This window comes from Streptomyces sp. NPDC088706, from assembly GCF_044752765.1.
Classification (GTDB): domain Bacteria; phylum Actinomycetota; class Actinomycetes; order Streptomycetales; family Streptomycetaceae; genus Streptomyces.
The window spans coordinates 265,117-288,241 of sequence record NZ_JBIVLW010000004.1; the positions used below are offsets into that span (position 1 = coordinate 265,117).

Here is a 23,125-nt window from a genome sequence, read left to right on the forward strand (position 1 = left end):
GGCGTACGTGCCGGAAGTGCCGCACATGCCGTACGTGCCGGACGTGCCTGGCCCCCCGGTCGGCACATCGGCCACCCTCGCATCGGAGTACTTCCAGAGCTATTCGGTGGTCGGCCTGCTCACCCTGGTCGGTGTGCTGTTCGTCGCCGTCGCGTTCGGGGCGGGGCGGCTCCTGCGGCCCGTGGTCCCGACGCCGGAGAAGCTGCTGACGTACGAGTGCGGCGTCGACCCGGTCGGTGAGGGCTGGGCGCACACCCAGGTCCGCTACTACGTCTACGCGTTCCTCTACGTCATCTTCGCCGTCGACTCCATCTTCCTGTTCCCGTGGGCCACGGTCTTCGCGGCACCCGGGTACGGTGCGACCACGCTGGTGGAAATGTTCATCTTCCTCGGCTTCCTCGCCGTGGGACTGCTCTACGCATGGAAGAAGGGCGTCCTCGCATGGGCCTGACGAGCCGGCCGGCCTCCACATCGCAGCAGCCCGCGCCGACACCCCCGCCTTCCGCCGGCCCAGGGGCCGCCGCCGCGTCGGAGCCGGTGCTCCTCCCGGAGCCGAAGCGCCTCGGCATCCTCTCCCGGCTCGCGCCCGAACCGATGAAGGTCGTCCTCAACTGGGGCCGCCGCTACAGCCTCTGGGTCTTCAACTTCGGACTCGCCTGCTGCGCCATCGAGTTCATCGCCGCCTCCATGGCGCGCCACGACTTCATCCGGCTGGGCGTGATCCCCTTCGCCCCCGGCCCCCGCCAGGCGGACCTGATGATCGTCTCCGGCACGGTGACGGACAAGATGGCCCCGGCCGTGAAGCGCCTCTACGAGCAGATGCCCGAGCCGAAGTACGTCATCTCCTTCGGCGCCTGCTCCAACTGCGGCGGCCCCTACTGGGACTCGTACTCCGTCACCAAGGGCGTCGACCAGATCATCCCCGTCGACGTGTACGTACCCGGGTGCCCGCCGCGGCCCGAGGCGCTGCTCCAGGGCATTCTCAAGCTCCAGGAGAAGATCGCGCGCGAGTCCCTGGCGGAGCGGTACGCGACCGGCCCCGCTGGCGGAGCCCCGTCCACGGCGGCGCTGCGCAGCGGCCTGGTCGCCGCACCGACGGCACCAGGAACGACTCCGGGGACGGAACCGGGGACGGGAACGGGGGAGGAGCAGCGGTGAGCGAGCGTCAACCCCCGCCCCACCACCCGTACGACCGGCTGCCGGACGCCGTCACGGAGATCTTCGGCAAGGGCGCGACGGCGGAGTCGGCGTACGACCTGCTGACCGTCGACGTCCCCGCCACGGACTGGATCACCGCGCTGCGGACCGCCCGCGACGACCTCGGCTGCCGCTACTTCGACTGGCTCAGCGCCGTCGACGAGCCGGGCACGGGCTTCCGCGTCTGCGCCCACGTCGCGGCTGTCGGGGACGGCTCGGTCCGCCGGCTCATGCTGCGCACCACCGTCCCGCACGACACGGCCGTCCTGCCCAGCGCGATCGACGTCTACGCGGGCGCGGCCTGGCACGAGCGCGAGACGCACGAGATGTTCGGCGTCGCCTTCAAGGGCCACCCCGGCCTCGCCCCGCTGCTGCTTCCGGAAGGCTTCGAGGGCCACCCGCTGCGCAAGGACTTCGTCCTGGCCGCCCGCGTCGCCAAGGCCTGGCCCGGTGCGAAGGAGCCCGGGGAGTCGGAACACGGCGGCCCCAAGCGCCGCACGATGCTTCCCCCCGGCGTCCCGGACCCGAACGAATGGGGCCCTCTCAAGGGCCAGCTCCCCCCTGCCGCAGCGCGCCCGACCCGGGCGGCCCGCCCGGCGGCCGACCGCCCGCCGCGCCGCGCCCGCTCGGCGAGCGAGGGATCAGCAGCGCAACGCCCGCAGACGGGACCGGCGGCGCCTTCCGCCCCTGAGGTTTCACGGCCCGGGACTCCGGCGCCCGAGGCGTCCCGGCCCGGGACTCCGGCGCCCGAGACGTCCCGGTCCGAGACTCCCGAACCTGAGACTTACGCGCCCGATACTCCCCGGCCCGAGACCTCCGCGCCCGAGATTCCCGGGCCTGAGGATTCCGCGCCCGCAGCGCCGGACACGGCGACGCCGAAGCCCGTACAGCCTCCGTCCGCGACCGCGCCGCCCAGCGACGCATCGCCCGACGACGTACCGACCGGGCCGCCTCCGGCCGCGCGCCCGCGCCGCTCCCGCTCCGCCTCGGACGGTTCGGCGAGCCAGCAGCAGAGCCCGGAGGCCGCCGCACCGCGCCCGCCGCGCCGCTCGCGCTCGGCCTCCCAGGGCTCGGCGAGCGGGCGCGCCCGCAGCACGGACGCCCCCTGGCACGACGCCCGACCAGCGTTCGACGACCCGGACACCTCGCCCAGGGGTCCGGACACCCCACCCAAGGGTCCGGACACCCCACCTACGGGTCCGGACACCTCGCCCAGGGGCGCGGACACCCCACCCAAGGGTCCGGACACCTCGCCCGACGACCCGGACGCTCCCACCCCCTCCCGCCAGCCCTCGGAAGGCGGCGACCCCGACAAGCCCGACCCCACCCGCGACAAGCCCGACCCCGACACCCCCCACCCCGCCGGAGGCGATACCGAGTGAACGACGTTCTCGACGTCGCCCTCCGCCTGGCCATCGTCTTCGTCGTGTTCCTGGTCGCCCCCCTCCTCGTGGGCCAGACCGAGCACAAGGTGATGGCCCACATGCAGGGCCGCCTGGGCCCCATGTACGCGGGCGGCTTCCACGGCTGGGCCCAGCTCGTCGCGGACGGCGTGAAGTTCGCGCAGAAGGAGGACGTGGTCCCGGCCGCCGCCGACCGCCGCGTCTTCCAGCTCGCCCCCGCCGTCGCCCTCCTGCCCTACCTCCTCGTCCTCGTGGCCATCCCCATCGGCCCCGGCGACGGCGCGGTGGGCCAGGTCATCGACGCGGGCATCTTCTTCGTGCTGGCTGTGATGGGCATCGGCGTCCTCGGCTCGCTCATGGCCGGCTGGGCTTCGGCCAACAAGTTCTCCCTCCTCGGAGGGCTTCGCACCGCCGCCCAGCTCCTCTCCTACGAACTCCCGATGCTCCTCACCGCCGCCTCCGTGGCCATGGCGGCCGGAACGGTCTCGCTCACCGGCATCCTCGACGCCTTCGAGTGGTGGTGGCTGCCCTGGCAGATCGTCGGAGCCCTGGTCTTCTTCGTCGCCGGTCTCGCCGAGCTCCAGCGCCCGCCCTTCGACATGCCGGTCGCCGACTCCGAGATCATCTTCGGCGCGTACACCGAGTACACGGGGCTGCGCTTCGCCCTGTTCCTGCTGGCCGAGTACGCGGGGATCGTCATCCTCTGCGCCCTGACCACCGTCCTCTTTCTCGGCGGCTGGCACGGCTCGTTCGGCGCCGACGGACTCGGCTGGCTCTGGACCCTCCTCAAGACCGCCCTCCTCGCGTTCGTCGTCATCTGGCTGCGCGTCAGCTACCCGCGTCTGCGGGAGGACCAGTTGCAGAAGCTCGCCTGGACCACCCTCGTCCCCCTCGCCCTCGCGCAGATCGCGCTCACCGGCATCGTGAAGGTGGCGATCAACTGATGTCCCCGATCCCCGGATCAGGCCTGGCCAAAGGCCTCGCCGTCACCCTGCGCACGATGACGAGGAAGACCGTCACCGCGCAGTACCCCGAGACCCAGCCCGAACTGCCGCCCCGCTCCCGGGGCGTCATCGGGCTGTTCGAGGAGAACTGCACGGTCTGCATGCTCTGCGCCCGTGAGTGCCCCGACTGGTGCATCTACATCGACTCCCACAAGGAGACGGTGCCGCCCGCCGCCCCCGGCGGACGTGAGCGCAGCCGCAACGTCCTCGACCGCTTCGCCATCGACTTCTCCCTCTGCATGTACTGCGGTATCTGCATCGAGGTCTGCCCCTTCGACGCCCTCTTCTGGTCGCCCGAGTTCGAGTACGCGGAGACGGACATCCACGAACTCACCCATGAGCGGGACAAGCTCCGCGAGTGGATGTGGACCGTGCCGGAGCCGCCCGCCCTCGACCCGGGGGCGGAGGAGCCGAAGGAGGTCGCCGCCGCCCGCAAGGCGGCCGACAAACTCGCCGCCCAGCAGGTCGCCCAGCCGCAGCAACCCGGGCCTCGGAACCCCGAGCCACAGGACCCCGACGAGAAGGGAGGAACCCCGTGACCCTTCACACCGCACCCCCCGTGCTCGCCGCGGCCGCCGCCGGCCACCCCGGTTTCCTCTCCCCGACCGGCGTGGAGATCGCGTTCGTCCTCGTCGGCCTCGCCACCCTCGGCGCCGCTGTCATCACCGTCACGACCCGGCAGCTGGTGCACGCCGCGCTCTGGCTCGTCGTGGCGCTCGGCGGACTGGCCGTCGAATACCTCCTGCTCACCGCGGAGTTCATCGCCTGGGTGCAGGTACTGATCTACGTCGGTTCCGTCGTCGTCCTCCTCCTCTTCGGCCTGATGCTCACCCGGGCCCCCATCGGCCGCTCCCCGGACGCCGACTCGGGCAACCGGTGGATCGCGCTCGGTGTGGCCCTCGCCTCGGCGGTGGCGCTCGTCTGGGTCGTGGTGGACGCCTTCCGCACCACCTGGATCGACCTCGAAGGGGCGGCCCAGGGCTCAACCGCCGTCACCGGAGCCTTCCTCTTCCGGAACTGGGTCCTCCCCTTCGAGGCGCTCTCCGTCCTGCTGCTCGCCGCCCTCGTCGGCGCCATCGTCCTGTCCCGTAAGCACGACACGGACACCGCCGTCCGGCCGGACACCACGTCCCGGCCGGACACCGTCGCCCAGCCCGGCCCGGACCCGGCCGCCCGACGGGACAGGGAGGAACGGAGCTGATGCACCTCGCCTATCCGGCCGTACTCGCCGCGCTCCTCTTCTGCACCGGCCTCTACGGCGTCCTCGCCCGCCGCAACGCGATCCTGGTCCTGATGTCCGTCGAGCTGATGCTCAACGCCGTCAACCTCAACCTCGTCGCCTTCGACGTCTGGCTCCGCGACACCCTCCACTCCGGCCAGGCCCTCACCCTCTTCACCATCGCCATCGCCGCCGCCGAGATCGGCATCGGCCTGGCGATCGTTCTCGCCGTCTACCGCAACCGCGGCTCCTCCGACATCGACCGGCTCCGCGACACCGCCGAGACCGACGACGCCGAAACAGCAGGGAGCACCACGAACGCAGAGGCCACCTCGTGACCACGACGACCCTCGCCGCCCTCGTCCCGCTCCTCCCCTTCCTCGGGGCCGTCGCCGGTCTCACCACCGGCCGTACCGCCCCCGGCTTCGTCCGCCCCCTGGCGATCCTGCCGACGCTCACCGCGGCCGTCCTCGCCGTGGTCGTCGCCGTCCGCCAGGGCGGCGGCCGTGCCATCGACGCCGCGACCCAGCTCACCCCCACCGGGTCGATCCCCATCGACCTGGCCCTGCGCCTGGACGGCTTCGCGGTCCTCGTCGCCGTCCTCGTCGGGCTCGTCGCCACCTGCGTACAGCTCTACTCCACGGCGTACCTCCGCGACGACGCCCGCTACCCCTCCTACGCGGCTCTGGTCTCCCTCTTCACCTCCGCGATGCTGCTCGTCGTCTACTCCGGCGACCTGATGGTGCTGCTGGTCGGCTGGGAGATCATGGGCATCTGCTCGTACTTCCTGGTCGGCCACTACTGGGAGACGCCCGAGGCCCGCGCCGCCTCCCTGAAGGCATTCCTCGTCACCAAGCTCGGCGATGTCCCCTTCCTGATCGGTCTGTTCGCCCTGGCCGCCGACACCGGCAGCTTCCGGATCACCAAGGTCCTCGCGGCCGTCACCAACGGCGGCCTGGACCACCCCACCCTGATCGCCCTGCTGCTCCTCGCGGGCGTCGCCGGGAAGTCCGCCCAGTTCCCCCTGCACACCTGGCTGCCCGACGCGATGGCCGGCCCCACCCCCGTCTCCGCGCTCATCCACGCCGCGACGATGGTCGCCGCCGGGATCTACTTCGTGGCCCGGCTGCTCCCCGTCTTCGCCGCTTCCGGCGCGGCCCTGGTCGTCCTCGCCGTGATGGCGGCCGTCACGATGATCGGCTCGGGACTCGCCGCCCTCGCCCAGGACGACATCAAGCGCGTCCTCGCCTACTCGACCATCGGTCAGCTCGGTTACATGTCCGGCGCCCTGGCCGTCGCCGACCGCGGCGCCGCCGTCTTCCACCTGATCTCGCACGGTGCGTTCAAAGCGGTCCTCTTCCTCGCGGCCGGCGTCGTCATCCACGCCGCCGGCACCAACTCACTGGCCGCCATGTCCCGCATGGGCGGCCTCGCGCGCCGCGTCCCCGACGCCTACTGGACGATGACCGTCGCCCTCCTCGCGCTCGCCGCCATCCCGCCGTTCGCGGGCTTCTTCTCCAAGGAAGCCGTCCTCGTCGCCGCCGAGCACACCGCGCTGGGGGACCGGACCGTCGCCCCCGCCGCCGCGGGCTGGACGATCCTGACCGCCGGGCTGCTCGCCGCCGTCCTCACCGCGGCCTACGCCACCCGCCTCTGGCTCCTCGCCTTCAAGGGCCGCGGCGCCGAACTCCCCGACCGCGGCAGGCAGCCGCTGGCCATGACCTCCGTCCTGTGGGTCCTGGCCGTCCCCACCATCGCCTTCGGGCTCACCGCGGGCGTGATCGGCGACTGGTTCGACGGCCATGCCCTCACCCCGTCCCTCACCACGGCCGTCCTCTCCACCGGCGCCGGCCTTGTCGGCGGCCTCGTCACCTACGGCGCCTGGCGCCACACCACGGCGCTCGCCGCCCGCATCCCCCTCGGTGCCGTCGCCGCCCACCCCGGCGCCGAACCCGCCCTCGTCGAAGCCGAGGCCATGACGTCGCACACCGCCGCCTACGGCACCATCGCGGACGCCGCCGACCCGGCCGACCCCGGCCGCCTCCTCCTGGGCCCGCTCCACCGCCACGCGGTCACCGGCTTCCACCTCGACGCGCTGTACACCGCGCTGTTCGTCCGGCCCGTCCAGCAGGCCGCCCGCCTCGTGCGCTTCCTGGACCGCACGGTCGTCGACACCTACGTCAACGGATCGGGCGCCGCCACGCGCCTCCTCGGCGCCGCCGTACGCCGCGCCCAGACCGGAAACGTGCAGACCTACCTCAGCGCCCTGCTCGCCGGTTCCCTCGTGCTGGGGATCGCCGCCGTCGTCTTCGCCAACGTCAACGCGGGGTCGTGACCGTGATCGATATCAACCCGTCCGTGATGCAGTTCCTTCTCGCGTTCATCGTCGTCGCCCCGCTCCTCGGCGCCGTCGCGGCCCTGCTCCCCGCCCCGCCCGGACTCCGGGGCAGGAACCCCGACCAGGCCGTGCTCCGCCACGGTATGACCGTGACCGGCGCCGTTCTCGTCGCCGCGATCGTCCTGGCCGCCGGCTTCGACCACGACCACCCCGCCACGATGCAGGCGACCACCGACATCAGCTGGATCCCGGCACTCGACGTCCGCATCCACCTCGGCATCGACGGCATCTCGCTCCCCCTCCTCCTGCTGACCGCGCTGCTGACCTTCCTCTGCACGCTGTACAGCTACTTCAAGCTGCCCGCGGGCCCCTCAGCGAAGGCGTTCACCGCCCTCGTCCTCATCCTGGAATCCGGCACCCTCGCCACCTTCGCCGTCCTCGACCTGCTGCTCTTCTTCCTGGCCTTCGAGATGGTCCTCATCCCGATGTACTTCCTCATCGCCCGCTGGGGCGGTGACCAGCGGCGCGCCGCCGCCTGGAAGTTCATCCTCTACACACTGCTCGGCTCGGTCGTCATGCTGCTGGGCCTGCTCCTCATCGGACTGAAGAGCGGCACCTTCGACATGGTGGCACTCGCCACTGACAACGGCCGCGGGCTCACCACATCCGTGCAGGTCACCGCCGTACTGGCGATCGGCATCGGGCTCGCCGTGAAGACCCCGATGTGGCCCCTGCACAGCTGGCTCCCCGACGCCCACACCGCCGCCCCCACCGTCGGCTCCGTGCTCCTCGCGGGTGTCCTGCTGAAGATGGGAACGTACGGATTCGTCCGGATCCTGCTCCCCGTCGCCCCCGACGGGATGCGCACCTTCGCGCCCTACCTCGCCGCGTTCGCCGTCGTCGGCATCGTCTACGGGTCGCTCGCCTGCCTGGCCCTCGCCCGCAGGGGCGCCAAGGGCGACCTCAAGCGGCTCATCGCGTACTCCTCCGTCGGCCACATGGGCTTCGTACTCCTCGGCATCGCCACCATGACCCCCACCGGAGTCAACGGCGCGCTCTTCGCCAACATCGCCCACGGCCTCATCACCGGCCTGCTGTTCTTCCTGGTCGGCGCCATCAAGGACCGCTACGGCACCGCCGACCTGGACACCCTCGCCGGCGCCACCGGAGCCGCGCTCTACGGCCGGGCCCCCCGTCTCGGCGCCCTGCTCGCCTTCGCCGCCGTCGCCTCGCTCGGCCTGCCCGGACTCGCCGGATTCTGGGGCGAGATGCTCACCCTGTTCGGCGCCTACAGCCCCGCCGAAGGCCTCAGCCGCCCCGCGTTCCGCACCTTCATGGCCATCGGCGCCTTCGGCACCCTGCTCACTGCCGCGTACATGCTCATCGTGGTCCGCCGCGTCTGCATGGGCGAACACGCGCCCCACTCCCCGCTCTCCCCGAGTACGCAGCCCCAGCGGCCGAACGACGCGTCCCGGCCCTCCGGGACCGCCGCGGTCCAGCCGGCCACCACCCCGCAGCTCGCCGACATCCAGCGTTACGAAGCCGCCGCCTGGACCCCGCTCGCCGCCCTCACCGTCCTCGCCGGACTCTGGCCCGCCGTCCTCCTCGGCCTCACCGACCCGGCCGTGCAGAAGCTCCTCGCAGGAGGCAAGTCGTGACCGCGGACCTCAGCACCGCCCCGGACCTCAGCACCGCCCCCGGCGCCCTCACCGCGGCGGCCGACACCGCCCCCAGCGTCGTCCAGACCATCGACTGGCTCGCCGTCGCGCCCCCCACCCTCACCGCGCTGGCCGCCCTGCTCGTCCTCGTCGCCGACCTCTTCCTCCCCGAGCACCGCAAGAGGCTCCTCGGCCACGGAACGCTCATCGCGCTCGCCGCCGCCCTCGCCCTCCTCATCCCGTTGCGCGCGGGAGACCGCGCCACCTTCTGCGTCACCACCGGTGCCCAGGCGTGCAGTTACACCGCCGACCACTTCGCCCTGGTCATCCAAGCCCTCGTGCTCGGCGGGGCGTTCCTCACCGCGCTGCTCTCGCTCGACGACACGCGCAAGATCCCGGCGGGCGAGTACTGGTTCCTGCTCCTCACCTCCGGGGCGGGCGCGGCCCTGTTGCCCGCCTCCCGGGATCTCGCCACCCTCGTCGTCGCCTTGGAAGTCGCCTCGCTGCCCGCCTTCGCCCTCGTGGGCATCAAGCGCGGCGACCGGCGTTCCTCCGAGGCCGCGCTGAAGTTCTTCCTCTCCTCCGTCGTCGCCACCGCCGTCATGCTTCTCGGCGTCAGCTTCGTGTACGCGACCACGGGGACCCTGCACCTCACCGATATCGCCGCCCACCTGGACGACGTGCCTCCGGAGCTCGACACCCTCGCCAAGACCGGCGTCGTCCTCACCCTCGTCGGCTTCGCCTTCAAGACCGCCGCCGCGCCCTTCCACTTCTGGGTGCCCGACACCTATGTGGGCGCGCCCCTCCCGATCGCCGCCTACCTCTCCGTGGTCGGCAAGGCCGTCGGCTTCTCGGGCCTCATCCTCGTCACGGTCATCGCGTTCCCTTCCTATGCCGACGTCTGGGGGCCCGCCGTGGCCGTCCTGGCGGCCCTCACCATGACCGTCGGCAACGTCGCGGCCCTCCGCCAGAACGCCGGCCGCGCCCGCAGCGCGGTCCGGCTGCTCGCCTGGTCCTCCGTGGCCCAGGCCGGGTATCTGCTCGTCCCCATCGCCGCCGCCGCGTACTCCAGCGACGAACAGATCGGCTCCACCGTCGCGTACGCCCTCATGTACGCCGTCGTGAATCTCGGCGCCTTCGGTGTCGCGGCCCTTGTGGCCCGTACGAAGCCGGGCAACCGCATCGCCGACTACCGGGGCCTGTACGCCACCCGGCCCCTCGCCGCCCTCGCGCTCGGCTTCTTCCTGCTCTGCCTGGCCGGACTGCCGCCGGGCATCATCGGCCTCTTCGCCAAGGTCACCGTCTTCTCGGCGGCCGTCGACGCGGGTCTCGGCTGGCTCGCCCTGGTCATGGCCGTCAACGTCGTGATCGCGCTCTACTACTACCTTCAGTGGACCGCGATCCTCTTCAGGGACCCGGAATCCACCGGAGCGGCAACCCGGACACCGGCCTCCGAACCGCCGCACCGATTCCGGACCCCCGCCCCGCTCACCACGGCGATCGTGCTCACCGCCGTCGTCGGCGTCCTCCTCTCCGGTGCCCCGCAGGTCGTCCTGAGGTTCGCCGCCGTCACCCTCTTCTGACGTCCTTCAAAAGCGAAGGACCGGTTTGCCCGTGGCCGCCGCCACAGGGCAAGGTTTTCGCTGCATACGTCTCATAAGGGTGACGGCATACCAGGACAAGAGGAGACAGAGCGGTGCTGAACGGGTTCAAGGAATTCATCCTGCGCGGAAACGTCATCTCGATGGCGATCGGACTCGCCGTAGGAGCGGCCTTCACCGCCGTCGTCACCGGTTTCAGCAACGCCTTCATCGTCCCGCTCATCGGCGTCATCACCCGCGGCACCGGCGACTTCAGCAAGGCCACCTTCAAGGCCGACGGAGTCGAGTTCCCCTACGGCCTCTTCCTCAGCGCCGCGATCGCCTTCCTCATCACCGCCGCGGTCCTCTACTTCTGCGTCGTGGTCCCCATGGCCAAGGTCCAGAACCGTTTCACCGCGAAGGAGGAGGAAGAGGTCAACATCAAGGCAGCCGTCCGCGACTGCCCGCGCTGCTTCAGCGAGATCCCCGCCGTCGCCTCCCGCTGCGCCCACTGCACCAGCGAGGTCGAGCCCGACCCCGAGGCCCTCTCCCTCGCCAAGCTTCCCGTCCAGCGCTGACGTACGCCCCCGACACCCGTACGGCTCAGTGCGCTTCCGTACGGGCCGGAAGCCCGAACCGGCCGGATCACGCCGGAGCGGCCCCGCCCTCCGGCCGCACGCACAAGGGAACTAGCTCCCCTCGCCTGGCGTTGACCAGTACGGAAGGCTCCACTGGGGGAGTGGAGCACCACCACGCAAAGGGTTCCCCTGCCGCACCACTTGGAGGGCGTACCGTGCACCGCCGGCACAACGGGCTGAAAACCGCCGTACTCCTCGGGGGCCTGTCCGCACTCATCGTCGTCATCGGCAGCTTCTTCGGACGTACGGGCCTGGTCGTCGCGCTCCTCGTGGCCGTCGGCACCAACGCCTACGCCTACTGGAACAGCGACAAGCTGGCCCTGCGGGCCATGCGGGCCCGGCCCGTCAGCGAGTTCGAAGCGCCCCAGCTCTACCGGACCGTCCGCGAGCTCTCCACGGCGGCCCGGCAGCCGATGCCCCGCCTCTACATCTCGCCGACCCAGGCGCCCAACGCCTTCGCCACCGGACGCAACCCGCGCAACGCGGCCGTCTGCTGCACCGAGGGCATCCTCCAGATCCTCGACGAGCGGGAGCTGCGCGGGGTCCTGGGCCACGAGCTCAGCCACGTCTACAACCGGGACATCCTCATCTCCTCAGTCGCCGGAGCCCTCGCCTCCGTCGTCATGTTCCTGGTCAACTTCGCCTGGCTCATCCCCATCGGCCGCTCCAACGACGACGAAGGCCCCGGCCTCCTGGGCATGCTCCTCATCATGATCCTGGGCCCGCTCGCCGCCTCCGTCATCCAGCTCGCCGTCAGCCGCTCCCGCGAGTACGAGGCCGACGCCTCCGGAGCGCAGCTCACCGGAGACCCGCTCGCCCTCGCCAGCGCCCTGCGCAAGCTCGACGCAGGAACGAAGCAGCTCCCGCTACCCGCAGAACCCAGGATCGAGACCGCGAGCCACATGATGATCGCGAACCCCTTCCGCCCCGGACAGGGAATGGCCAAGATGTTCTCCACCCATCCGCCGATGGCGGAGCGCATCACCCGACTGGAACAGATGGCAGGTCGCCGCCCATGAACACCATCCTGAACGTCATCTGGCTCGTCCTGTGCGGCTTCTGGATGTTCCTCGGTTACCTCGCCGCGGGCGCCCTGCTCTGCATCACCGTCATCGGCATCCCGTTCGGCCTCGCCGCCTTCAGGATCGGGATGTACGCGCTCTGGCCCTTCGGCCACACCGTCGTCGAGCGCAGGGACGCGGGATCGCCCTCCTGCGTCGGCAACGTCCTCTGGCTCATCCTCGCCGGCTGGTGGCTCGCCCTCGGCCACATCACCACCGGCATCGCCCTCTGCGTCACGATCATCGGCATCCCCCTGGGCATCGCCAACTTCAAGCTGATCCCGGTCTCCCTCATGCCCTTCGGCAAGGAGGTCGTCCCGACGGACCAGCCCTTCGCCGCCCGCTGAGGCCCGGGAAAATCAGCGGACGAGTCCGGAGCCCTCCCGTACCCTCCACAGCCGTGGACAAGGAACGCACGGAACGCCAGCTGCGGCTGATCGCCGAGACGACCCGGATCGCCGACGCGCTCGGCGTGGACCTCTGGCTCCGCGGCGGCTGGGCCATGGACTTCTTCCTCGGCTCACCCACCCGCGACCACATGGACATCGACTGGTTCGCCCGGAAGCGGGACGCCGGGCCGCTCACCCGTGAACTGCTGCGGTCGGGATGGACACGCCTCTCCGGCCCACCCGCCGAGCAGCAGCTCGACTTCGGGAAGCACGGCGAGGAGAGCAGCTTCGCCCTGCTGGACGCGGACCGTTCCGGCCATCCCGTGGTCGCGGGCGGCCCCTGGGCCGGCGAGCGCTGGCCGGACGGCATGCTCGACGGTCCGGTGGGTCGTATCGGCACCACGGCCTGCCCGGTCATCAGCCCCGCCGCCCAGATCGAGATCAAGCGGATGACACCGGTCTGGATCCCCGGACGCCCGCGCCGGGCCAAGGACACCGCGGACATCGTTCTTCTGGAGACCGCCCTCAGCAGCGGCGGTGCGCCGGACCGGGAGAACAGGGGCGCCACGCCGCAGTAGGCACCCGTCCCGCCTCTCCCGAACGGCATCCGCCCACCCCTCCCGACGGCTCCCGGCAACCGAACAAGCGCTCGCCGCGTCTTGAGTTCCAGGACGGAGCGAAGGGCAGGAGCGGCGGCATGAGCATTGTCGGTTGGATCATTCTCGGGCTGCTCGCCGGAGTCATAGCCAAAATCCTGCTCCCGGGCCGCGATCCGGGCGGCATCATCGGCACCACCGTCATCGGCGTCGCCGGTGCCTTCGTCGGAGGGTGGCTCTCCGGCCAGTTCCTCGACCGTCCCATCAGCAACGACTTCTACGACACCGCGACCTGGATCGCCGCCGTCGCCGGCTCCCTGGTACTGCTGATCCTCTATCGGCTGCTCTGCGGCCACTCCCGCGCACGCCGCTGACCCGGGGCAAGAGGACCGGCGCCCGCGGGCGAACGGCCGTCACCTCAGCCCGGTCTCCCGCAGCGTGACGTTCAGCCGGCCGGCCCGCATCCCCGCGGCCGGGTCGGCCGACCCCGCGTACACCCTCGGCACCCCGTGGAACGCGAAGCGCGACGGGCCGCCGAAGACGAAGAGATCCCCGGAGACCAACTCCACGTCCGTATAGGGCTGCCCACGAACCTCCGTGTTGCCGAAGCGGAACACGCACGTCGCCCCGATGCTCAGCGACACCACGGGAGCACCCGACCGCTCCTCCTTGTCCTGGTGCATCCCCATCCGCGCGGCGTCGTCATAGAAATTGATCAGCGCGGTGTCCGGAGCGAACGCCTCCGCCGCGCCCTCGTCCTCGTACGCCTCGGCCACCGCCGCTCGCCCCAGCGCGACCAGCCACTGCGGCAAGGGAGCCACCGGGGCGCCGTTCACATCGTCGGCGGTGCGCGTGTAGCGGTACGGCTGCCAGTGCCACCCCAGGCACACCGTCCGCACGGACATCACGCCGCCGCCCGGCAGCGCCGTGTGCCGCAGCGGAACGGGCCCCCGCGCCCACTCCCGGCACGCCGTCACCAACTCCCGCCGCCGCTCGACCGAAAGCCACTCCGGTACGTGCACGGCGCCCGGCGCGACCACCTGCCGGGGCCGTGGGAACAGCCCGCCGGAAGCCGCCGGAACCCCACGCGAGACCACCCGTCACACCACCCTCGGCCATCGGTCCTCACACCCGAGGCACACACGCGGCCCCTTCGAGCCCCAGCAGCAACTGCTTGCGCTCCAGGCCCCCCGCGTACCCCCGCAGCGCCCCGTCCGCGCCGATCACCCGGTGGCACGGCCGCACGACCAGCAGCGGGTTGCGCCCGATCGCCGTCCCCACCGCCCGCACCCCCGCGCCCGAGGCCCCCACCCGCGCGGCGACCTCCCCGTACGACAGGGTCCGCCCGTACGGGATCGACTCCAGCACCTTCCACACGCGCCGCTGGAACTCGGTACCCACCGCCTCGGCGAACGGCACGTCGAACCGCGTCGAACGCCCCGCGAAGTACGCCTCCACCTGGGCGACGACCCCCGCGAACAACTCGGGCGCCCGGAGCCACCCGTCCTGGACGACCGCACCGCCCTTCTGCCCGGGCACGGACGACGACACCAGCCGCAGCCCCTCGGCCGTACCGTCCGACTCACCCACCAGCAGCAACTCGCCCAGTGGACCGGCCACCCGCGTGTACACCGTCGTCACGACCACTCACCTCCCTCACCGCCGAACCGGCCGACCGCCGAACCGGCCGACCACCGAACCGCGGACCTCGGCCGACCCGGATCCGTACCAGCCAGTCTGCTCCGCACCCCGCACCCGTCACCGGCGGTTTTCGGACGCCACGCCCATGCGCTCGTCCCCCGGCCCGAAAAGCGGAGAGGCACGCCGTCGAGGTGGGCCTCGGCGGTGTGCCCCCGCGGGTGTGTGCCCCGGCCGCGACGGCCCGGCCCCGGTCCCTACCGGTAGTTCACGAACTGCACCGCGAAGTCGAAGTCCTGGCCCTTCAGCAGCGCCTGCACGGCCTGCAGGTCGTCCCGGCTCTTGGAGCTGACGCGCAGCTCGTCACCCTGGACCTGCGCCTTGACGCCCTTGGGACCCTCATCGCGGATGATCTTCGCCACCTTCTTGGCGTTCTCCTGGGAGATGCCTTCCTCGATCGTGGCGAAGATCTTGTACTCCTTGCCGGAGAGCTGCGGCTCACCGGCGTCCAGCGACTTCAGCGAGATGCCCCGCTTGATCAGCTTGGACTGGAAGATGTCGAGGATCGCCTTGACCCGCTCCTCGCCGTTCGCCTCCATCAGGATCTTCTCGCCGGACCACGAGATCGAGGCACCGGTGCCCTTGAAGTCGTAACGCTGGGAGATCTCCTTGGCGGCCTGGTTGAGGGCGTTGTCGACCTCCTGCCGCTCGACCTTCGAGACGATGTCGAAACTGGAGTCGGCCATGACGTGTGGCTCCTTGTGTCGAATGTGCGGGGGATACAGCGCAAAGCCTAGCCACCGCCGCACCCGTCGGCTGCTGATCAATGAGGTGGCGGAGCACCCCCGGCCATCAGGTATTGTTTACGTCGTCGCCAAGGAGCTCACCAGTGGAGATCCGACGCGTCGTTCGAGGCGGTGTGCCCGAGTGGCCAAAGGGAGCAGACTGTAAATCTGCCGGCTCAGCCTACCCAGGTTCGAACCCTGGCGCCGCCACGCGAACGAAGCCCCCGACCAGTCCTTCTGGTCGGGGGCTTCCTCGTTGTCAGGGGTCCCGGGGCTCCTGGTCAGTTGCCGGCGACGTCCTTCACGGACACCGTGACCGGCACGTTCCCGGAGATGACTTCGAGGGTCAGGCCCGCCGTCGCCGGGGTGTCCAGCAGCTCCAGGATCGTCGCCGCCACGTCGTCGCGCGGGATCGGGCCGCGGCCGGTCTTGGCGGCGAGCAGGATCTGCCCGTTGCCCGCGTCGTTGGTGAGCATGCCGGGGCGCAGGATCGTCCAGTCGAGCGCGGACCGGGAGCGAACGTCGGCGTCCGCCGCGCCCTTCGCCCTCAGGTAGACGTCGAACACCTCGTCGCCGGGATGGTCGGGGTCGGCGCCCATGGAGGAGACGACGATGTACCGGCGTACGCCCGCCGCTTGGGCCGCGTCGGCGAACAGGACGGCGGCGCCCCGGTCGACGGTGTCCTTGCGGGCGGTGCCGCTGTCCGGTCCCGCGCCCGCCGCGAAGACGGCCGCGTCGGCGCCGCGCAGCACCTCCGCGGTCTCCTCGACGGAGGCCGATTCGAGGTCCAGCACGGCGGGTTCGGCGCCGATGTCGGTGAGTTCCTGGCTCTGTTGGGGGTTGCGGATGATCCCGACGGCTTCATCCCCGCGTGCGGCGAGCAGCCGCTCCAGCCGCAGTGCGATCCGTCCGTGTCCACCTGCGATGACAATGCGCATATCTCCGACCATACGCCCGGCGGCCGCCGTGTGCTCAGCTCCTGGGCCCGGCACCGGAGTCGGGTCGCCCCTGGCGGGGGAGATCGGGGCCGGTGTCGGGGTCGGAGTCGCAGTACTCGCGTACGGCGCTGGTGCGGGCGACGACCCGGCCGCGGTGGATGACGATGCGGCTGTAGGCGAGGGAGAGCACGGCGGAGAGCCGTTCGCCGCGTACGGCGAGGAGTTCGGCGGGGAAGCCCGCCTCCACGCGGACGGCGGGCAGGCCGAGGGCCGCGCGGGCGGTCGTGGAGACCGTGGCGTAGGCCTGCTCGGCGCGCAGGCCGTGCTGCGAGGCGAGGAGGTACGCGGCTTCGAGCGGGTCGCCGCGGCCCACGGGGTTGGCCGTGTCACGCAGTGCGCCGCTGCCTGCCGCCACGCGTACGCCGGCGGAGCGCAGGAGGCGTACGGGGGCGCTCGCGCGGCGTTCGGAGCCGGTGCACCCGCCCTGGGGGAGGCAGACGACGGTGATGCCGGCGGCGGCGAGCTGGTCGGCGGCGCGGGTCGCGGTCTCCAGGGGGAGGTGGGCGAGGCCGGCGCAGGGGCCGATGGTGACTCCTGGGCGCAGCCCCCCGGCCATGGCGGCGAGGCGGGCGAGGCGGGTGGGGTCGTCGCCGTCGGTGTGCAGGTCGACGGGGCAGCCGTGTTCGGCGGCCACCTCCAGGACGGCGGCGGTGTACCCGGTGGGGTCGGGGTCCAGGTCGGGGCAGCCGCCGACGACCGCGGCACCCATCTTCACCGCGTCGCGGAGCAGCGCGAGGTTGTCGGCCCCGGCGACGCCGGTGAGGAGGCGGGGGACGGCGACCGCGGTCAGGTCGGCGAGGCCGCGCAGCACCCGCCGGGTCTGCAGGACGGCCTCCAGCGCGGCCAGCCCCTGGACGTCGCCGATGCGGACGTGGGCGCGCAGGGCGGTGGCGCCGTGGCCCAGCTGGAGGAGGGCGGCCTCGGTGGCGCGGCGCTGGATGTCCTCGGCGTGATGGGAGGCGGGCCCGGGGCCGTCGGGGTCGGCGGTGAGGGCGGTGTCGCCGTGGGCGTGGGGTTCCGCCGGGGCGGGGAGCAGGAGGTAGCCGCGCAGGTCGATGCGGGGGCCGCGGGTGGTGAGGCTGCCCGCGGTGCCGACGGCCTCGATGCGGCTGCCGCTGAGGCGTACGTCGACGTCGCGGCCGTCGACGAGGCGGGCGCCGGCCAGGACGAGGGTGGGGGCGGGATCGGTGGTGGCCGCGTCGGCGCTGTCGGGCGCGTTGTCGTCGGGCCGCCGCGGCTGGCTGTCAGGCATCGCGCTCCAGGGAGGGGTGCAAGATCACACGGAGTGGGTCGAGCCTAGGGGCGTGCGGGGGCGGCTTCCGGGAGGAGCGCAATAGTCGTACCGGTGCGCCTGTGCCGGCGCGGGGAAGGGCTTCGTCCGCAAGGCCGCGCGGGCTGGATCAAGGCCTGATCAGGGGGTGTGGGCGGACCCGGGCCGAGGGCCGGAGCGTGGTGCCGAAACGGATTTGGGCGATCGGCCGGGGACCGTGTAATGTCTTCATCGCTCGCCCCAATAGCTCAGTCGGTAGAGCGTCTCCATGGTAAGGAGAAGGTCTGCGGTTCGATTCCGCATTGGGGCTCTGGTGATCGGGAAACCCCGCTTCGGCGGGGGGACTCATCATCAAAGCGGTGTAGCTCAGTCGGTAGAGCAAGCGGCTCATAATCGCTGTGTCACCGGTTCAAGTCCGGTCACCGCTACTAACGGTAGCCGATTGTTGGGTCGGTCCTTCGATCGGCTACTCTTTTATGCGTTCATCCGTCCATCGTCCGTCCAAGGAGCACTCACGTGGCTGCCACCGACGTCCGCCCGAAGATCACGCTGGCCTGCGTGGAGTGCAAGGAGCGGAACTACATCACCAAGAAGAACCGGCGTAACAACCCGGACCGTCTTGAGATGAAGAAGCACTGCCCGCGCTGCAACTCGCACACCGCGCACCGCGAAACGCGCTGAATCAGGCTCGTACACGAGGCCGTCCCCTCTGGGGGCGGCCTCGTGTCGTTGTACGGGGCGGTTCCCGCACAGGGGCGCGCCCTTATTCGTCTTTCCATCAGGAGGTAGCGAGCCCATGGCGCTCGACCAGTCCTTCGTGGGGCGGACGTATCCGCCCACTCCGGCGTACGAGGTCGGCCGGGAGAAGATCCGCGAGTTCGCCGAGGCGGTGGGTGACACCCATCCGGCGTACGTCGATGCGGAGGCGGCCCGCGCGCTCGGCCATCTTGATGTGATCGCGCCGCCCACCTTCGTCTTCTCGATCACCTACCGGGCCGCCGGCGAGGTGGTGCGGGACCCGCAGCTGGGCCTGGACTACAGCCGGGTCGTCCACGGCGACCAGAAGTTCTCGTACGTACGCCCGGTACGGGCGGGGGACCGGCTGACGGTCACCTCCACGATCGAGAACATCAAGTCTCTGGGGGGCAACGACATCGTGGACATCCGCGGAGACGTGCACGACGAGGCCGGCGAGCTGGTGGTCACGGCGCTCACGAAGCTGGTGGCACGCGCCGCCGAGGAGGCGTGATGACGGCGAAGGTCTCCTACGGGTCGGTCGAGGTCGGGACGGAGCTGCCCGCGCGGTCGTTCCCGGTGACGCGGGCGACGCTCGTGCAGTACGCGGGCGCTTCGGGCGACTTCAACCCGATCCACTGGAACGAGAGATTCGCGCGCGAGGTCGGACTGCCGGATGTGATCGCGCACGGCATGTTCACGATGGCCGAGGCGATCCGCGTGGTCACGGACTGGGCCGGGGATCCGGGCGCGGTCGTCGACTACGGGGTGCGGTTCACCAAGCCGGTCGTCGTGCCCGACGACGACAAGGGTGCGCTGATCGAGGTCATTGGCAAGGTCGCGGCCAAGCTGGAGGACAACCTGGTCCGGGTGGACCTGGTGGCCGTCTGCGACGGCAAGAAGGTGCTGGGCATGTCCCGCGCCGTCGTCCGGCTCGCCTGACGGCCCACGTGGGCCCCGTACGGTCCGTGGCCCCGCCCGAGCGGCGGGGGCGCGGACCGTACTCTTGTCCCCGTGCAGGAACTCCACGATGCCCCCCTCGCCCCCCTGACCACCTTCCGGCTCGGCGGCCCCGCCACCCGGCTCCTGACGGCCACCACCGACGCCGAGGTGGTCGCCGCCGTACGCGAGGCCGACGCGAGCGGCACCCCGCTGCTGGTCATCGGCGGCGGCTCCAACCTGGTCATCGGTGACAAGGGCTTCGACGGCACGGCGCTGCGGATCGCCACCAAGGGATTCACCCTCGCCGGTACGTCGCTGGAGCTGGCGGCCGGCGAGGTCTGGACCGACGCCGTCGCCCGGACCGTCGAGGCGGGTCTCGCCGGCATCGAGTGCCTGGCCGGGATCCCGGGCTCCGCGGGCGCGACGCCCATCCAGAACGTCGGGGCGTACGGACAGGAGGTGTCCGCCACGATCACGGAGGTCGTCGCCTACGACCGGCGCACCCGGGAGACGGTGACTCTTTCGAACACGGAGTGCTCCTTCTCGTACCGGCACAGTCGCTTCAAGGCCGAACCCGACCGTTTCGTGGTGCTCCGTGTCCGATTCGAGCTGGAAGAGGCAGGCGGTCTCTCCGCGCCCCTCAGGTACCCGGAGACGGCCCGGGCCATGGGTGTCGAGCAGGGCGAGCGCGTTCCCGCCTCCGCCGCCCGGGAAACCGTGCTGAGGCTGCGCGCCGGCAAGGGCATGGTGCTGGACCCGGACGACCACGACACCTGGTCCGCGGGGTCCTTCTTCACCAACCCGATCCTCGACGCGGCCGCGTTCCAGGACTTCCTGGCCCGGGTCCACGAGCGCCTCGGCCCGGACGTGGCGCCTCCGGCGTTCCCCGCCGAGGACGGCCGCACCAAGACCTCGGCCGCCTGGCTGATCGACCGGGCGGGCTTCACCAAGGGGTACGGCGCCGGCCCGGCCCGGATCTCCACCAAGCACACCCTCGCCCTCACCAACCGCGGCGAGGCCACCACCGAGGACCTCCTCGCGCTCGCCCGTGAGGTCGTCGCCGGCGTCCACGCGGCCTTCGGCGTCACCCTGGTCAACGAGCCGGTGACGGTCGGCGTCTCCCTGTAGGGCGCGCGTCGCCCTAGTCGGCCAGCCAGTCGTCGATCCCCGAAAGCATCTTGTCCCGTACGTCGACGGGCGCGGCCGATCCGCGCACCGACTGGCGGGCCAGCTCGGCCAGCTCCGCGTCGGTGAAGCCGTGATGGCGCCGGACCAGCTCGTACTGCGCGGCGAGCCGCGAGCCGAACAGCAGCGGGTCGTCCGCACCCAGCGCCATCGGCACCCCGGCGTCGAACAGCGCGCGCAGGGGTACATCCGCGGCCTTCTCGTAGACGCCGAGCGCCACGTTGGAGGACGGGCAGACCTCACAGGTCACCCGGCGCTCGGCCAGCCGCGCCAGCAGCCGGGGGTCCTCGGCGGCCCGGACACCATGGCCGATGCGCGATGCGTCCAGATCGTCCAGGCAGTCACGCACGCTGGAGGGGCCAGCGAGCTCCCCGCCGTGCGGGGCCGCCAGCAGGCCGCCCTCCCGGGCGATGGCGAAGGCCCGGTCGAAGTCACGGGCCATACCGCGCCGCTCGTCGTTGGAGAGCCCGAAGCCGACGACGCCCCGGTCCGCGTACCGCACGGCCAGCCGCGCCAGGGTCCGGGCGTCCAGCGGGTGCTTCATCCGGTTGGCGGCGATCACCACGCGCATCCCCAGGCCGGTGTCCCGGGCGGCGCTGTCCACCGCGTCGAGGATGATCTCGATGGCCGGGATCAGTCCGCCGAGCAGCGGGGCGTACGAGGTGGGGTCGACCTGGATCTCCAGCCACCCGGAACCGTCCGCGACGTCCTCCTCGGCGCTCTCGCGGACCAGGCGGTGGATGTCCTCGGGCGACCGCAGGCAGGACCGGGCGATGTCGTAGAGCCGCTGGAACCGGAACCAGCCGCGCTCGTCGGTCGCCCGCAGTTTCGGGGGCTCGCCGCCGGTCAGCGCGTCGGGGAGGTGGACCCCGTACTTGTCGGCGAGTTCGAGCAGGGTGCTGGGCCGCATCGACCCGGTGAAGTGCAGGTGCAGGTGGGCTTTGGGCAACAGACGTACATCACGCTCCATCGGAAGATCCTGCCGCACGGGCGGGCCGGAGCGGAAGCGGCTTTCCTCTTTGGAGTGGGGCCGGCACGAAAAGCGCCCCCGGCCGATATGGCCGGGGGCACAATCCGCGGGCTTCTCAGGCCTTGGCCTCGCCCAGCAGCTTCTGGAGCCGGGAGACGCCCTCGACGAGGTCCTCGTCGCCCAGCGCGTAGGAGAGGCGGAGGTACCCCGGGGTGCCGAAGGCCTCACCCGGGACGACGGCGACCTCGGCCTCGTCCAGGATCAGGGCGGCGAGCTCGACCGAGTCGGCCGGGCGCCTGCCGCGGATCTCCTTGCCGAGCAGGCCCTTCACCGACGGGTAGGCGTAGAACGCGCCCTCCGGCTCCGGGCAGAGCACGCCGTCGATCTCGTTGAGCATCCGCACGATGAGGTTGCGGCGGCGGTCGAAGGCGGTGCGCATCTCCGCGACGGCGTCCAGCGGGCCGGACACCGCGGCGAGCGCGGCGACCTGGGCCACGTTGGAGACGTTGGAGGTGGCGTGCGACTGGAGGTTGGTCGCGGCCTTGACGACGTCTTTCGGCCCGATGATCCAGCCCACCCGCCAGCCGGTCATCGCGTACGTCTTGGCGACGCCGTTGACGACGACGCACTTGTCGCGCAGCTCCGGCACGATCGCCGGGAGCGAGGTGAAGGTCGCGTCGCCGTAGACGAGGTGCTCGTAGATCTCGTCGGTCATGACCCACAGGCCGTGCTCGACGGCCCAGCGGCCGATCGCCTCGGCGTCGGCCTCGCTGTAGACGGCGCCGGTCGGGTTGGACGGCGAGACGAACAGGACCACCTTCGTCCGCTCCGTGCGCGCGGCCTCCAACTGCTCGACGGAGACCCGGTAGCCGGTGGTCTCGTCGGCGACGACCTCGACCGGGACACCGCCGGCGAGCCGGATCGACTCGGGGTAGGTGGTCCAGTACGGGGCGGGGACGATGACCTCGTCGCCCGGGTCGAGGATCGCGGCGAAGGCCTCGTAGATGGCCTGCTTGCCGCCGTTGGTCACCAGGATCTGGCTCGCGTCGACCTCGTAGCCGGAGTCCCGCAGCGTCTTCTCTGCGATGGCGGCCTTGAGCTCGGGGAGCCCGCCGGCCGGGGTGTAGCGGTGGTACTTCGGGTTGCGGCAGGCCTCGACCGCGGCGTCGACGATGTAGCCGGGGGTCGGGAAGTCGGGCTCGCCGGCACCGAAGCCGATCACCGGGCGCCCGGCGGCCTTGAGGGCCTTGGCCTTGGCGTCGACGGCGAGGGTCGCGGACTCGGAGATCGCACCGATGCGGGCGGAGACCCGGCGCTCGGACGGAGAAGTTGCAGCGCTCATGGCCCCATGCTCCCAGACCGGAAAACCCGACGGCACACGGGTTTCAGGGACCGGACAGGACTCGGACGGGAACCGGACACGACCGGTCGGTAGTTGTCTGTTCGACGCAGCGCTCCTGAGCACGTACACTCACCTGTCGTTGGCCTTCACCAGCCACACCGTTTTCGCACCCGGGCA

26 protein-coding genes and 3 tRNA genes are annotated in these 23,125 nt (G+C 71.4%); 22 read left to right on the plus strand and 7 right to left on the minus strand.

Annotated elements, in window-relative coordinates:
- The first annotated feature begins 25 nt into the window (after positions 1–25).
- The 15 genes from ACIQAK_RS14265 (at position 26) to ACIQAK_RS14335 (ending at position 13,457) form a co-directional block, all read left to right on the plus strand.
- Positions 26–451, plus strand: a complete 426-nt coding sequence (locus tag ACIQAK_RS14265) for an NADH-quinone oxidoreductase subunit A (protein WP_366390924.1) — start codon at positions 26–28, stop codon at positions 449–451.
- Positions 442–1,158, plus strand: coding sequence for an NADH-quinone oxidoreductase subunit B family protein (locus ACIQAK_RS14270; protein ID WP_366390765.1), 717 nt, complete (start codon positions 442–444; stop codon positions 1,156–1,158). The genes ACIQAK_RS14265 and ACIQAK_RS14270 overlap by 10 nt, the downstream gene beginning before the upstream one ends.
- Entirely contained in the window at positions 1,155–2,579 is a 1,425-nt protein-coding gene (locus tag ACIQAK_RS14275; RefSeq protein ID WP_366390766.1) for an NADH-quinone oxidoreductase subunit C, read from the plus strand. The genes ACIQAK_RS14270 and ACIQAK_RS14275 overlap by 4 nt, the downstream gene beginning before the upstream one ends.
- On the plus strand, positions 2,576–3,544 hold the full coding sequence (locus ACIQAK_RS14280; protein ID WP_366390767.1) for a complex I subunit 1 family protein: 969 nt from the start codon (positions 2,576–2,578) through the stop codon (positions 3,542–3,544). The genes ACIQAK_RS14275 and ACIQAK_RS14280 overlap by 4 nt, the downstream gene beginning before the upstream one ends.
- A complete protein-coding gene (locus ACIQAK_RS14285) occupies positions 3,544–4,143 on the plus strand; it encodes an NADH-quinone oxidoreductase subunit I (protein ID WP_366390768.1) in 600 nt (199 codons plus the stop codon). The genes ACIQAK_RS14280 and ACIQAK_RS14285 overlap by 1 nt, the downstream gene beginning before the upstream one ends.
- Complete coding sequence (locus ACIQAK_RS14290; RefSeq protein WP_366390769.1) at positions 4,140–4,805, plus strand: NADH-quinone oxidoreductase subunit J; 666 nt, start codon at positions 4,140–4,142, stop codon at positions 4,803–4,805. The genes ACIQAK_RS14285 and ACIQAK_RS14290 overlap by 4 nt, the downstream gene beginning before the upstream one ends.
- Positions 4,805–5,161 (plus strand): NADH-quinone oxidoreductase subunit NuoK, encoded by a 357-nt coding sequence (gene nuoK / locus ACIQAK_RS14295; protein WP_031127528.1) that lies wholly within the window; start codon positions 4,805–4,807, stop codon positions 5,159–5,161. The genes ACIQAK_RS14290 and nuoK overlap by 1 nt, the downstream gene beginning before the upstream one ends.
- Entirely contained in the window at positions 5,158–7,158 is a 2,001-nt protein-coding gene (locus tag ACIQAK_RS14300; RefSeq protein WP_366390770.1) for an NADH-quinone oxidoreductase subunit L, read from the plus strand. Before nuoK ends, ACIQAK_RS14300 begins: the two co-directional genes overlap by 4 nt.
- Positions 7,155–8,819 (plus strand): NADH-quinone oxidoreductase subunit M, encoded by a 1,665-nt coding sequence (locus ACIQAK_RS14305; RefSeq protein WP_366390771.1) that lies wholly within the window; start codon positions 7,155–7,157, stop codon positions 8,817–8,819. The genes ACIQAK_RS14300 and ACIQAK_RS14305 overlap by 4 nt, the downstream gene beginning before the upstream one ends.
- A complete protein-coding gene (locus ACIQAK_RS14310) occupies positions 8,816–10,402 on the plus strand; it encodes an NADH-quinone oxidoreductase subunit N (RefSeq protein ID WP_366390772.1) in 1,587 nt (528 codons plus the stop codon). The genes ACIQAK_RS14305 and ACIQAK_RS14310 overlap by 4 nt, the downstream gene beginning before the upstream one ends.
- 113 nt (positions 10,403–10,515) lie before the next feature.
- The gene (gene mscL, locus ACIQAK_RS14315; RefSeq protein ID WP_366390773.1) at positions 10,516–10,977 is read left to right on the plus strand and encodes a large conductance mechanosensitive channel protein MscL; all 462 of its coding nucleotides are present in this window, start codon (positions 10,516–10,518) and stop codon (positions 10,975–10,977) included.
- Positions 10,978–11,192: 215 nt separating this feature from the next.
- Entirely contained in the window at positions 11,193–12,056 is an 864-nt protein-coding gene (htpX, locus tag ACIQAK_RS14320; protein ID WP_366390774.1) for a zinc metalloprotease HtpX, read from the plus strand.
- The gene (locus tag ACIQAK_RS14325; protein WP_366390775.1) at positions 12,053–12,445 is read left to right on the plus strand and encodes a YccF domain-containing protein; all 393 of its coding nucleotides are present in this window, start codon (positions 12,053–12,055) and stop codon (positions 12,443–12,445) included. The genes htpX and ACIQAK_RS14325 overlap by 4 nt, the downstream gene beginning before the upstream one ends.
- A gap of 53 nt (positions 12,446–12,498) precedes the next feature.
- Complete coding sequence (locus tag ACIQAK_RS14330; RefSeq protein ID WP_366390776.1) at positions 12,499–13,065, plus strand: nucleotidyltransferase domain-containing protein; 567 nt, start codon at positions 12,499–12,501, stop codon at positions 13,063–13,065.
- Positions 13,066–13,184: 119 nt separating this feature from the next.
- Complete coding sequence (locus tag ACIQAK_RS14335) at positions 13,185–13,457, plus strand: GlsB/YeaQ/YmgE family stress response membrane protein (RefSeq protein ID WP_366390777.1); 273 nt, start codon at positions 13,185–13,187, stop codon at positions 13,455–13,457.
- 39 nt (positions 13,458–13,496) lie between these two features.
- On the opposite strand, the gene ACIQAK_RS14340 is transcribed toward ACIQAK_RS14335, so the two are convergent.
- The 3 genes from ACIQAK_RS14340 to ACIQAK_RS14350 form a co-directional block, all read right to left on the minus strand.
- Positions 13,497–14,123: an alpha-ketoglutarate-dependent dioxygenase AlkB gene (locus tag ACIQAK_RS14340; RefSeq protein ID WP_366390778.1), complete on the minus strand. Its 627-nt coding sequence runs from the start codon at positions 14,121–14,123 to the stop codon at positions 13,497–13,499.
- A gap of 85 nt (positions 14,124–14,208) precedes the next feature.
- Positions 14,209–14,724 (minus strand): methylated-DNA--[protein]-cysteine S-methyltransferase, encoded by a 516-nt coding sequence (locus tag ACIQAK_RS14345; RefSeq protein WP_366390779.1) that lies wholly within the window; start codon positions 14,722–14,724, stop codon positions 14,209–14,211.
- Positions 14,725–14,978: 254 nt separating this feature from the next.
- Positions 14,979–15,467: a YajQ family cyclic di-GMP-binding protein gene (locus tag ACIQAK_RS14350; RefSeq protein ID WP_030926258.1), complete on the minus strand. Its 489-nt coding sequence runs from the start codon at positions 15,465–15,467 to the stop codon at positions 14,979–14,981.
- A gap of 167 nt (positions 15,468–15,634) precedes the next feature.
- Between ACIQAK_RS14350 and ACIQAK_RS14355 the strand changes: the two genes are divergently transcribed.
- Positions 15,635–15,716 (plus strand) — tRNA-Tyr (locus tag ACIQAK_RS14355).
- A gap of 71 nt (positions 15,717–15,787) precedes the next feature.
- Here ACIQAK_RS14355 and ACIQAK_RS14360 read toward each other — a convergent pair.
- Both ACIQAK_RS14360 and ACIQAK_RS14365 read right to left on the minus strand, forming a co-directional pair.
- Complete coding sequence (locus tag ACIQAK_RS14360) at positions 15,788–16,444, minus strand: SDR family oxidoreductase (protein WP_366390780.1); 657 nt, start codon at positions 16,442–16,444, stop codon at positions 15,788–15,790.
- Positions 16,445–16,478: 34 nt separating this feature from the next.
- Positions 16,479–17,756, minus strand: coding sequence for an amidohydrolase family protein (locus ACIQAK_RS14365; RefSeq protein WP_366390781.1), 1,278 nt, complete (start codon positions 17,754–17,756; stop codon positions 16,479–16,481).
- Positions 17,757–18,011: 255 nt separating this feature from the next.
- On the opposite strand from ACIQAK_RS14365, the gene ACIQAK_RS14370 reads away from it, so the two are divergent.
- From ACIQAK_RS14370 to ACIQAK_RS14395, 6 genes are all read left to right on the plus strand, one after another.
- Positions 18,012–18,084: transfer RNA gene (locus ACIQAK_RS14370), tRNA-Thr, on the plus strand.
- Between the two features lie 45 nt (positions 18,085–18,129).
- Positions 18,130–18,202: transfer RNA gene (locus tag ACIQAK_RS14375), tRNA-Met, on the plus strand.
- A gap of 88 nt (positions 18,203–18,290) precedes the next feature.
- Positions 18,291–18,455, plus strand: coding sequence for a 50S ribosomal protein L33 (rpmG, locus tag ACIQAK_RS14380; protein ID WP_003956487.1), 165 nt, complete (start codon positions 18,291–18,293; stop codon positions 18,453–18,455).
- A 115-nt stretch (positions 18,456–18,570) separates the two neighbouring features.
- Positions 18,571–19,023 carry a MaoC family dehydratase N-terminal domain-containing protein gene (locus ACIQAK_RS14385; RefSeq protein WP_366390782.1) on the plus strand — a complete coding sequence of 151 codons (453 nt, stop codon included), beginning with the start codon at positions 18,571–18,573 and terminating at the stop codon, positions 19,021–19,023.
- Positions 19,023–19,451, plus strand: a complete 429-nt coding sequence (locus tag ACIQAK_RS14390; RefSeq protein WP_366390783.1) for a MaoC family dehydratase — start codon at positions 19,023–19,025, stop codon at positions 19,449–19,451. The genes ACIQAK_RS14385 and ACIQAK_RS14390 overlap by 1 nt, the downstream gene beginning before the upstream one ends.
- A 72-nt stretch (positions 19,452–19,523) precedes the next feature.
- Positions 19,524–20,579: a UDP-N-acetylmuramate dehydrogenase gene (locus ACIQAK_RS14395; protein WP_366390784.1), complete on the plus strand. Its 1,056-nt coding sequence runs from the start codon at positions 19,524–19,526 to the stop codon at positions 20,577–20,579.
- Between the two features lie 13 nt (positions 20,580–20,592).
- Here ACIQAK_RS14395 and ACIQAK_RS14400 read toward each other — a convergent pair whose 3' ends face one another.
- Both ACIQAK_RS14400 and ACIQAK_RS14405 read right to left on the minus strand, forming a co-directional pair.
- Positions 20,593–21,606 (minus strand): adenosine deaminase, encoded by a 1,014-nt coding sequence (locus ACIQAK_RS14400; RefSeq protein ID WP_366390785.1) that lies wholly within the window; start codon positions 21,604–21,606, stop codon positions 20,593–20,595.
- 115 nt (positions 21,607–21,721) lie between these two features.
- On the minus strand, positions 21,722–22,948 hold the full coding sequence (locus ACIQAK_RS14405) for a pyridoxal phosphate-dependent aminotransferase (RefSeq protein WP_366390786.1): 1,227 nt from the start codon (positions 22,946–22,948) through the stop codon (positions 21,722–21,724).
- Positions 22,949–23,125 lie beyond the last annotated feature (177 nt).

Bases quoted from the DNA above. Each gene is read 5' to 3' on its own strand.
- ACIQAK_RS14335 (WP_366390777.1), top strand. From the start codon at position 13,185: ATGAGCATTGTCGGTTGGATCATTCTCGGGCTGCTCGCCGGAGTCATA.
- nuoK (WP_031127528.1), top strand. From the start codon at position 4,805: ATGCACCTCGCCTATCCGGCCGTACTCGCCGCGCTCCTCTTCTGCACC.
- ACIQAK_RS14265 (WP_366390924.1), top strand. From the start codon at position 26: ATGCCGTACGTGCCGGACGTGCCTGGCCCCCCGGTCGGCACATCGGCC.
- ACIQAK_RS14325 (WP_366390775.1), top strand. From the start codon at position 12,053: ATGAACACCATCCTGAACGTCATCTGGCTCGTCCTGTGCGGCTTCTGG.
- ACIQAK_RS14350 (WP_030926258.1), bottom strand. From the start codon at position 15,467: ATGGCCGACTCCAGTTTCGACATCGTCTCGAAGGTCGAGCGGCAGGAG.
- ACIQAK_RS14405 (WP_366390786.1), bottom strand. From the start codon at position 22,948: ATGAGCGCTGCAACTTCTCCGTCCGAGCGCCGGGTCTCCGCCCGCATC.
- ACIQAK_RS14285 (WP_366390768.1), top strand. From the start codon at position 3,544: ATGTCCCCGATCCCCGGATCAGGCCTGGCCAAAGGCCTCGCCGTCACC.
- ACIQAK_RS14400 (WP_366390785.1), bottom strand. From the start codon at position 21,606: ATGGAGCGTGATGTACGTCTGTTGCCCAAAGCCCACCTGCACCTGCAC.
- ACIQAK_RS14385 (WP_366390782.1), top strand. From the start codon at position 18,571: ATGGCGCTCGACCAGTCCTTCGTGGGGCGGACGTATCCGCCCACTCCG.
- ACIQAK_RS14365 (WP_366390781.1), bottom strand. From the start codon at position 17,756: ATGCCTGACAGCCAGCCGCGGCGGCCCGACGACAACGCGCCCGACAGC.
- ACIQAK_RS14390 (WP_366390783.1), top strand. From the start codon at position 19,023: ATGACGGCGAAGGTCTCCTACGGGTCGGTCGAGGTCGGGACGGAGCTG.
- ACIQAK_RS14270 (WP_366390765.1), top strand. From the start codon at position 442: ATGGGCCTGACGAGCCGGCCGGCCTCCACATCGCAGCAGCCCGCGCCG.
- ACIQAK_RS14360 (WP_366390780.1), bottom strand. From the start codon at position 16,444: ATGCGCATTGTCATCGCAGGTGGACACGGACGGATCGCACTGCGGCTG.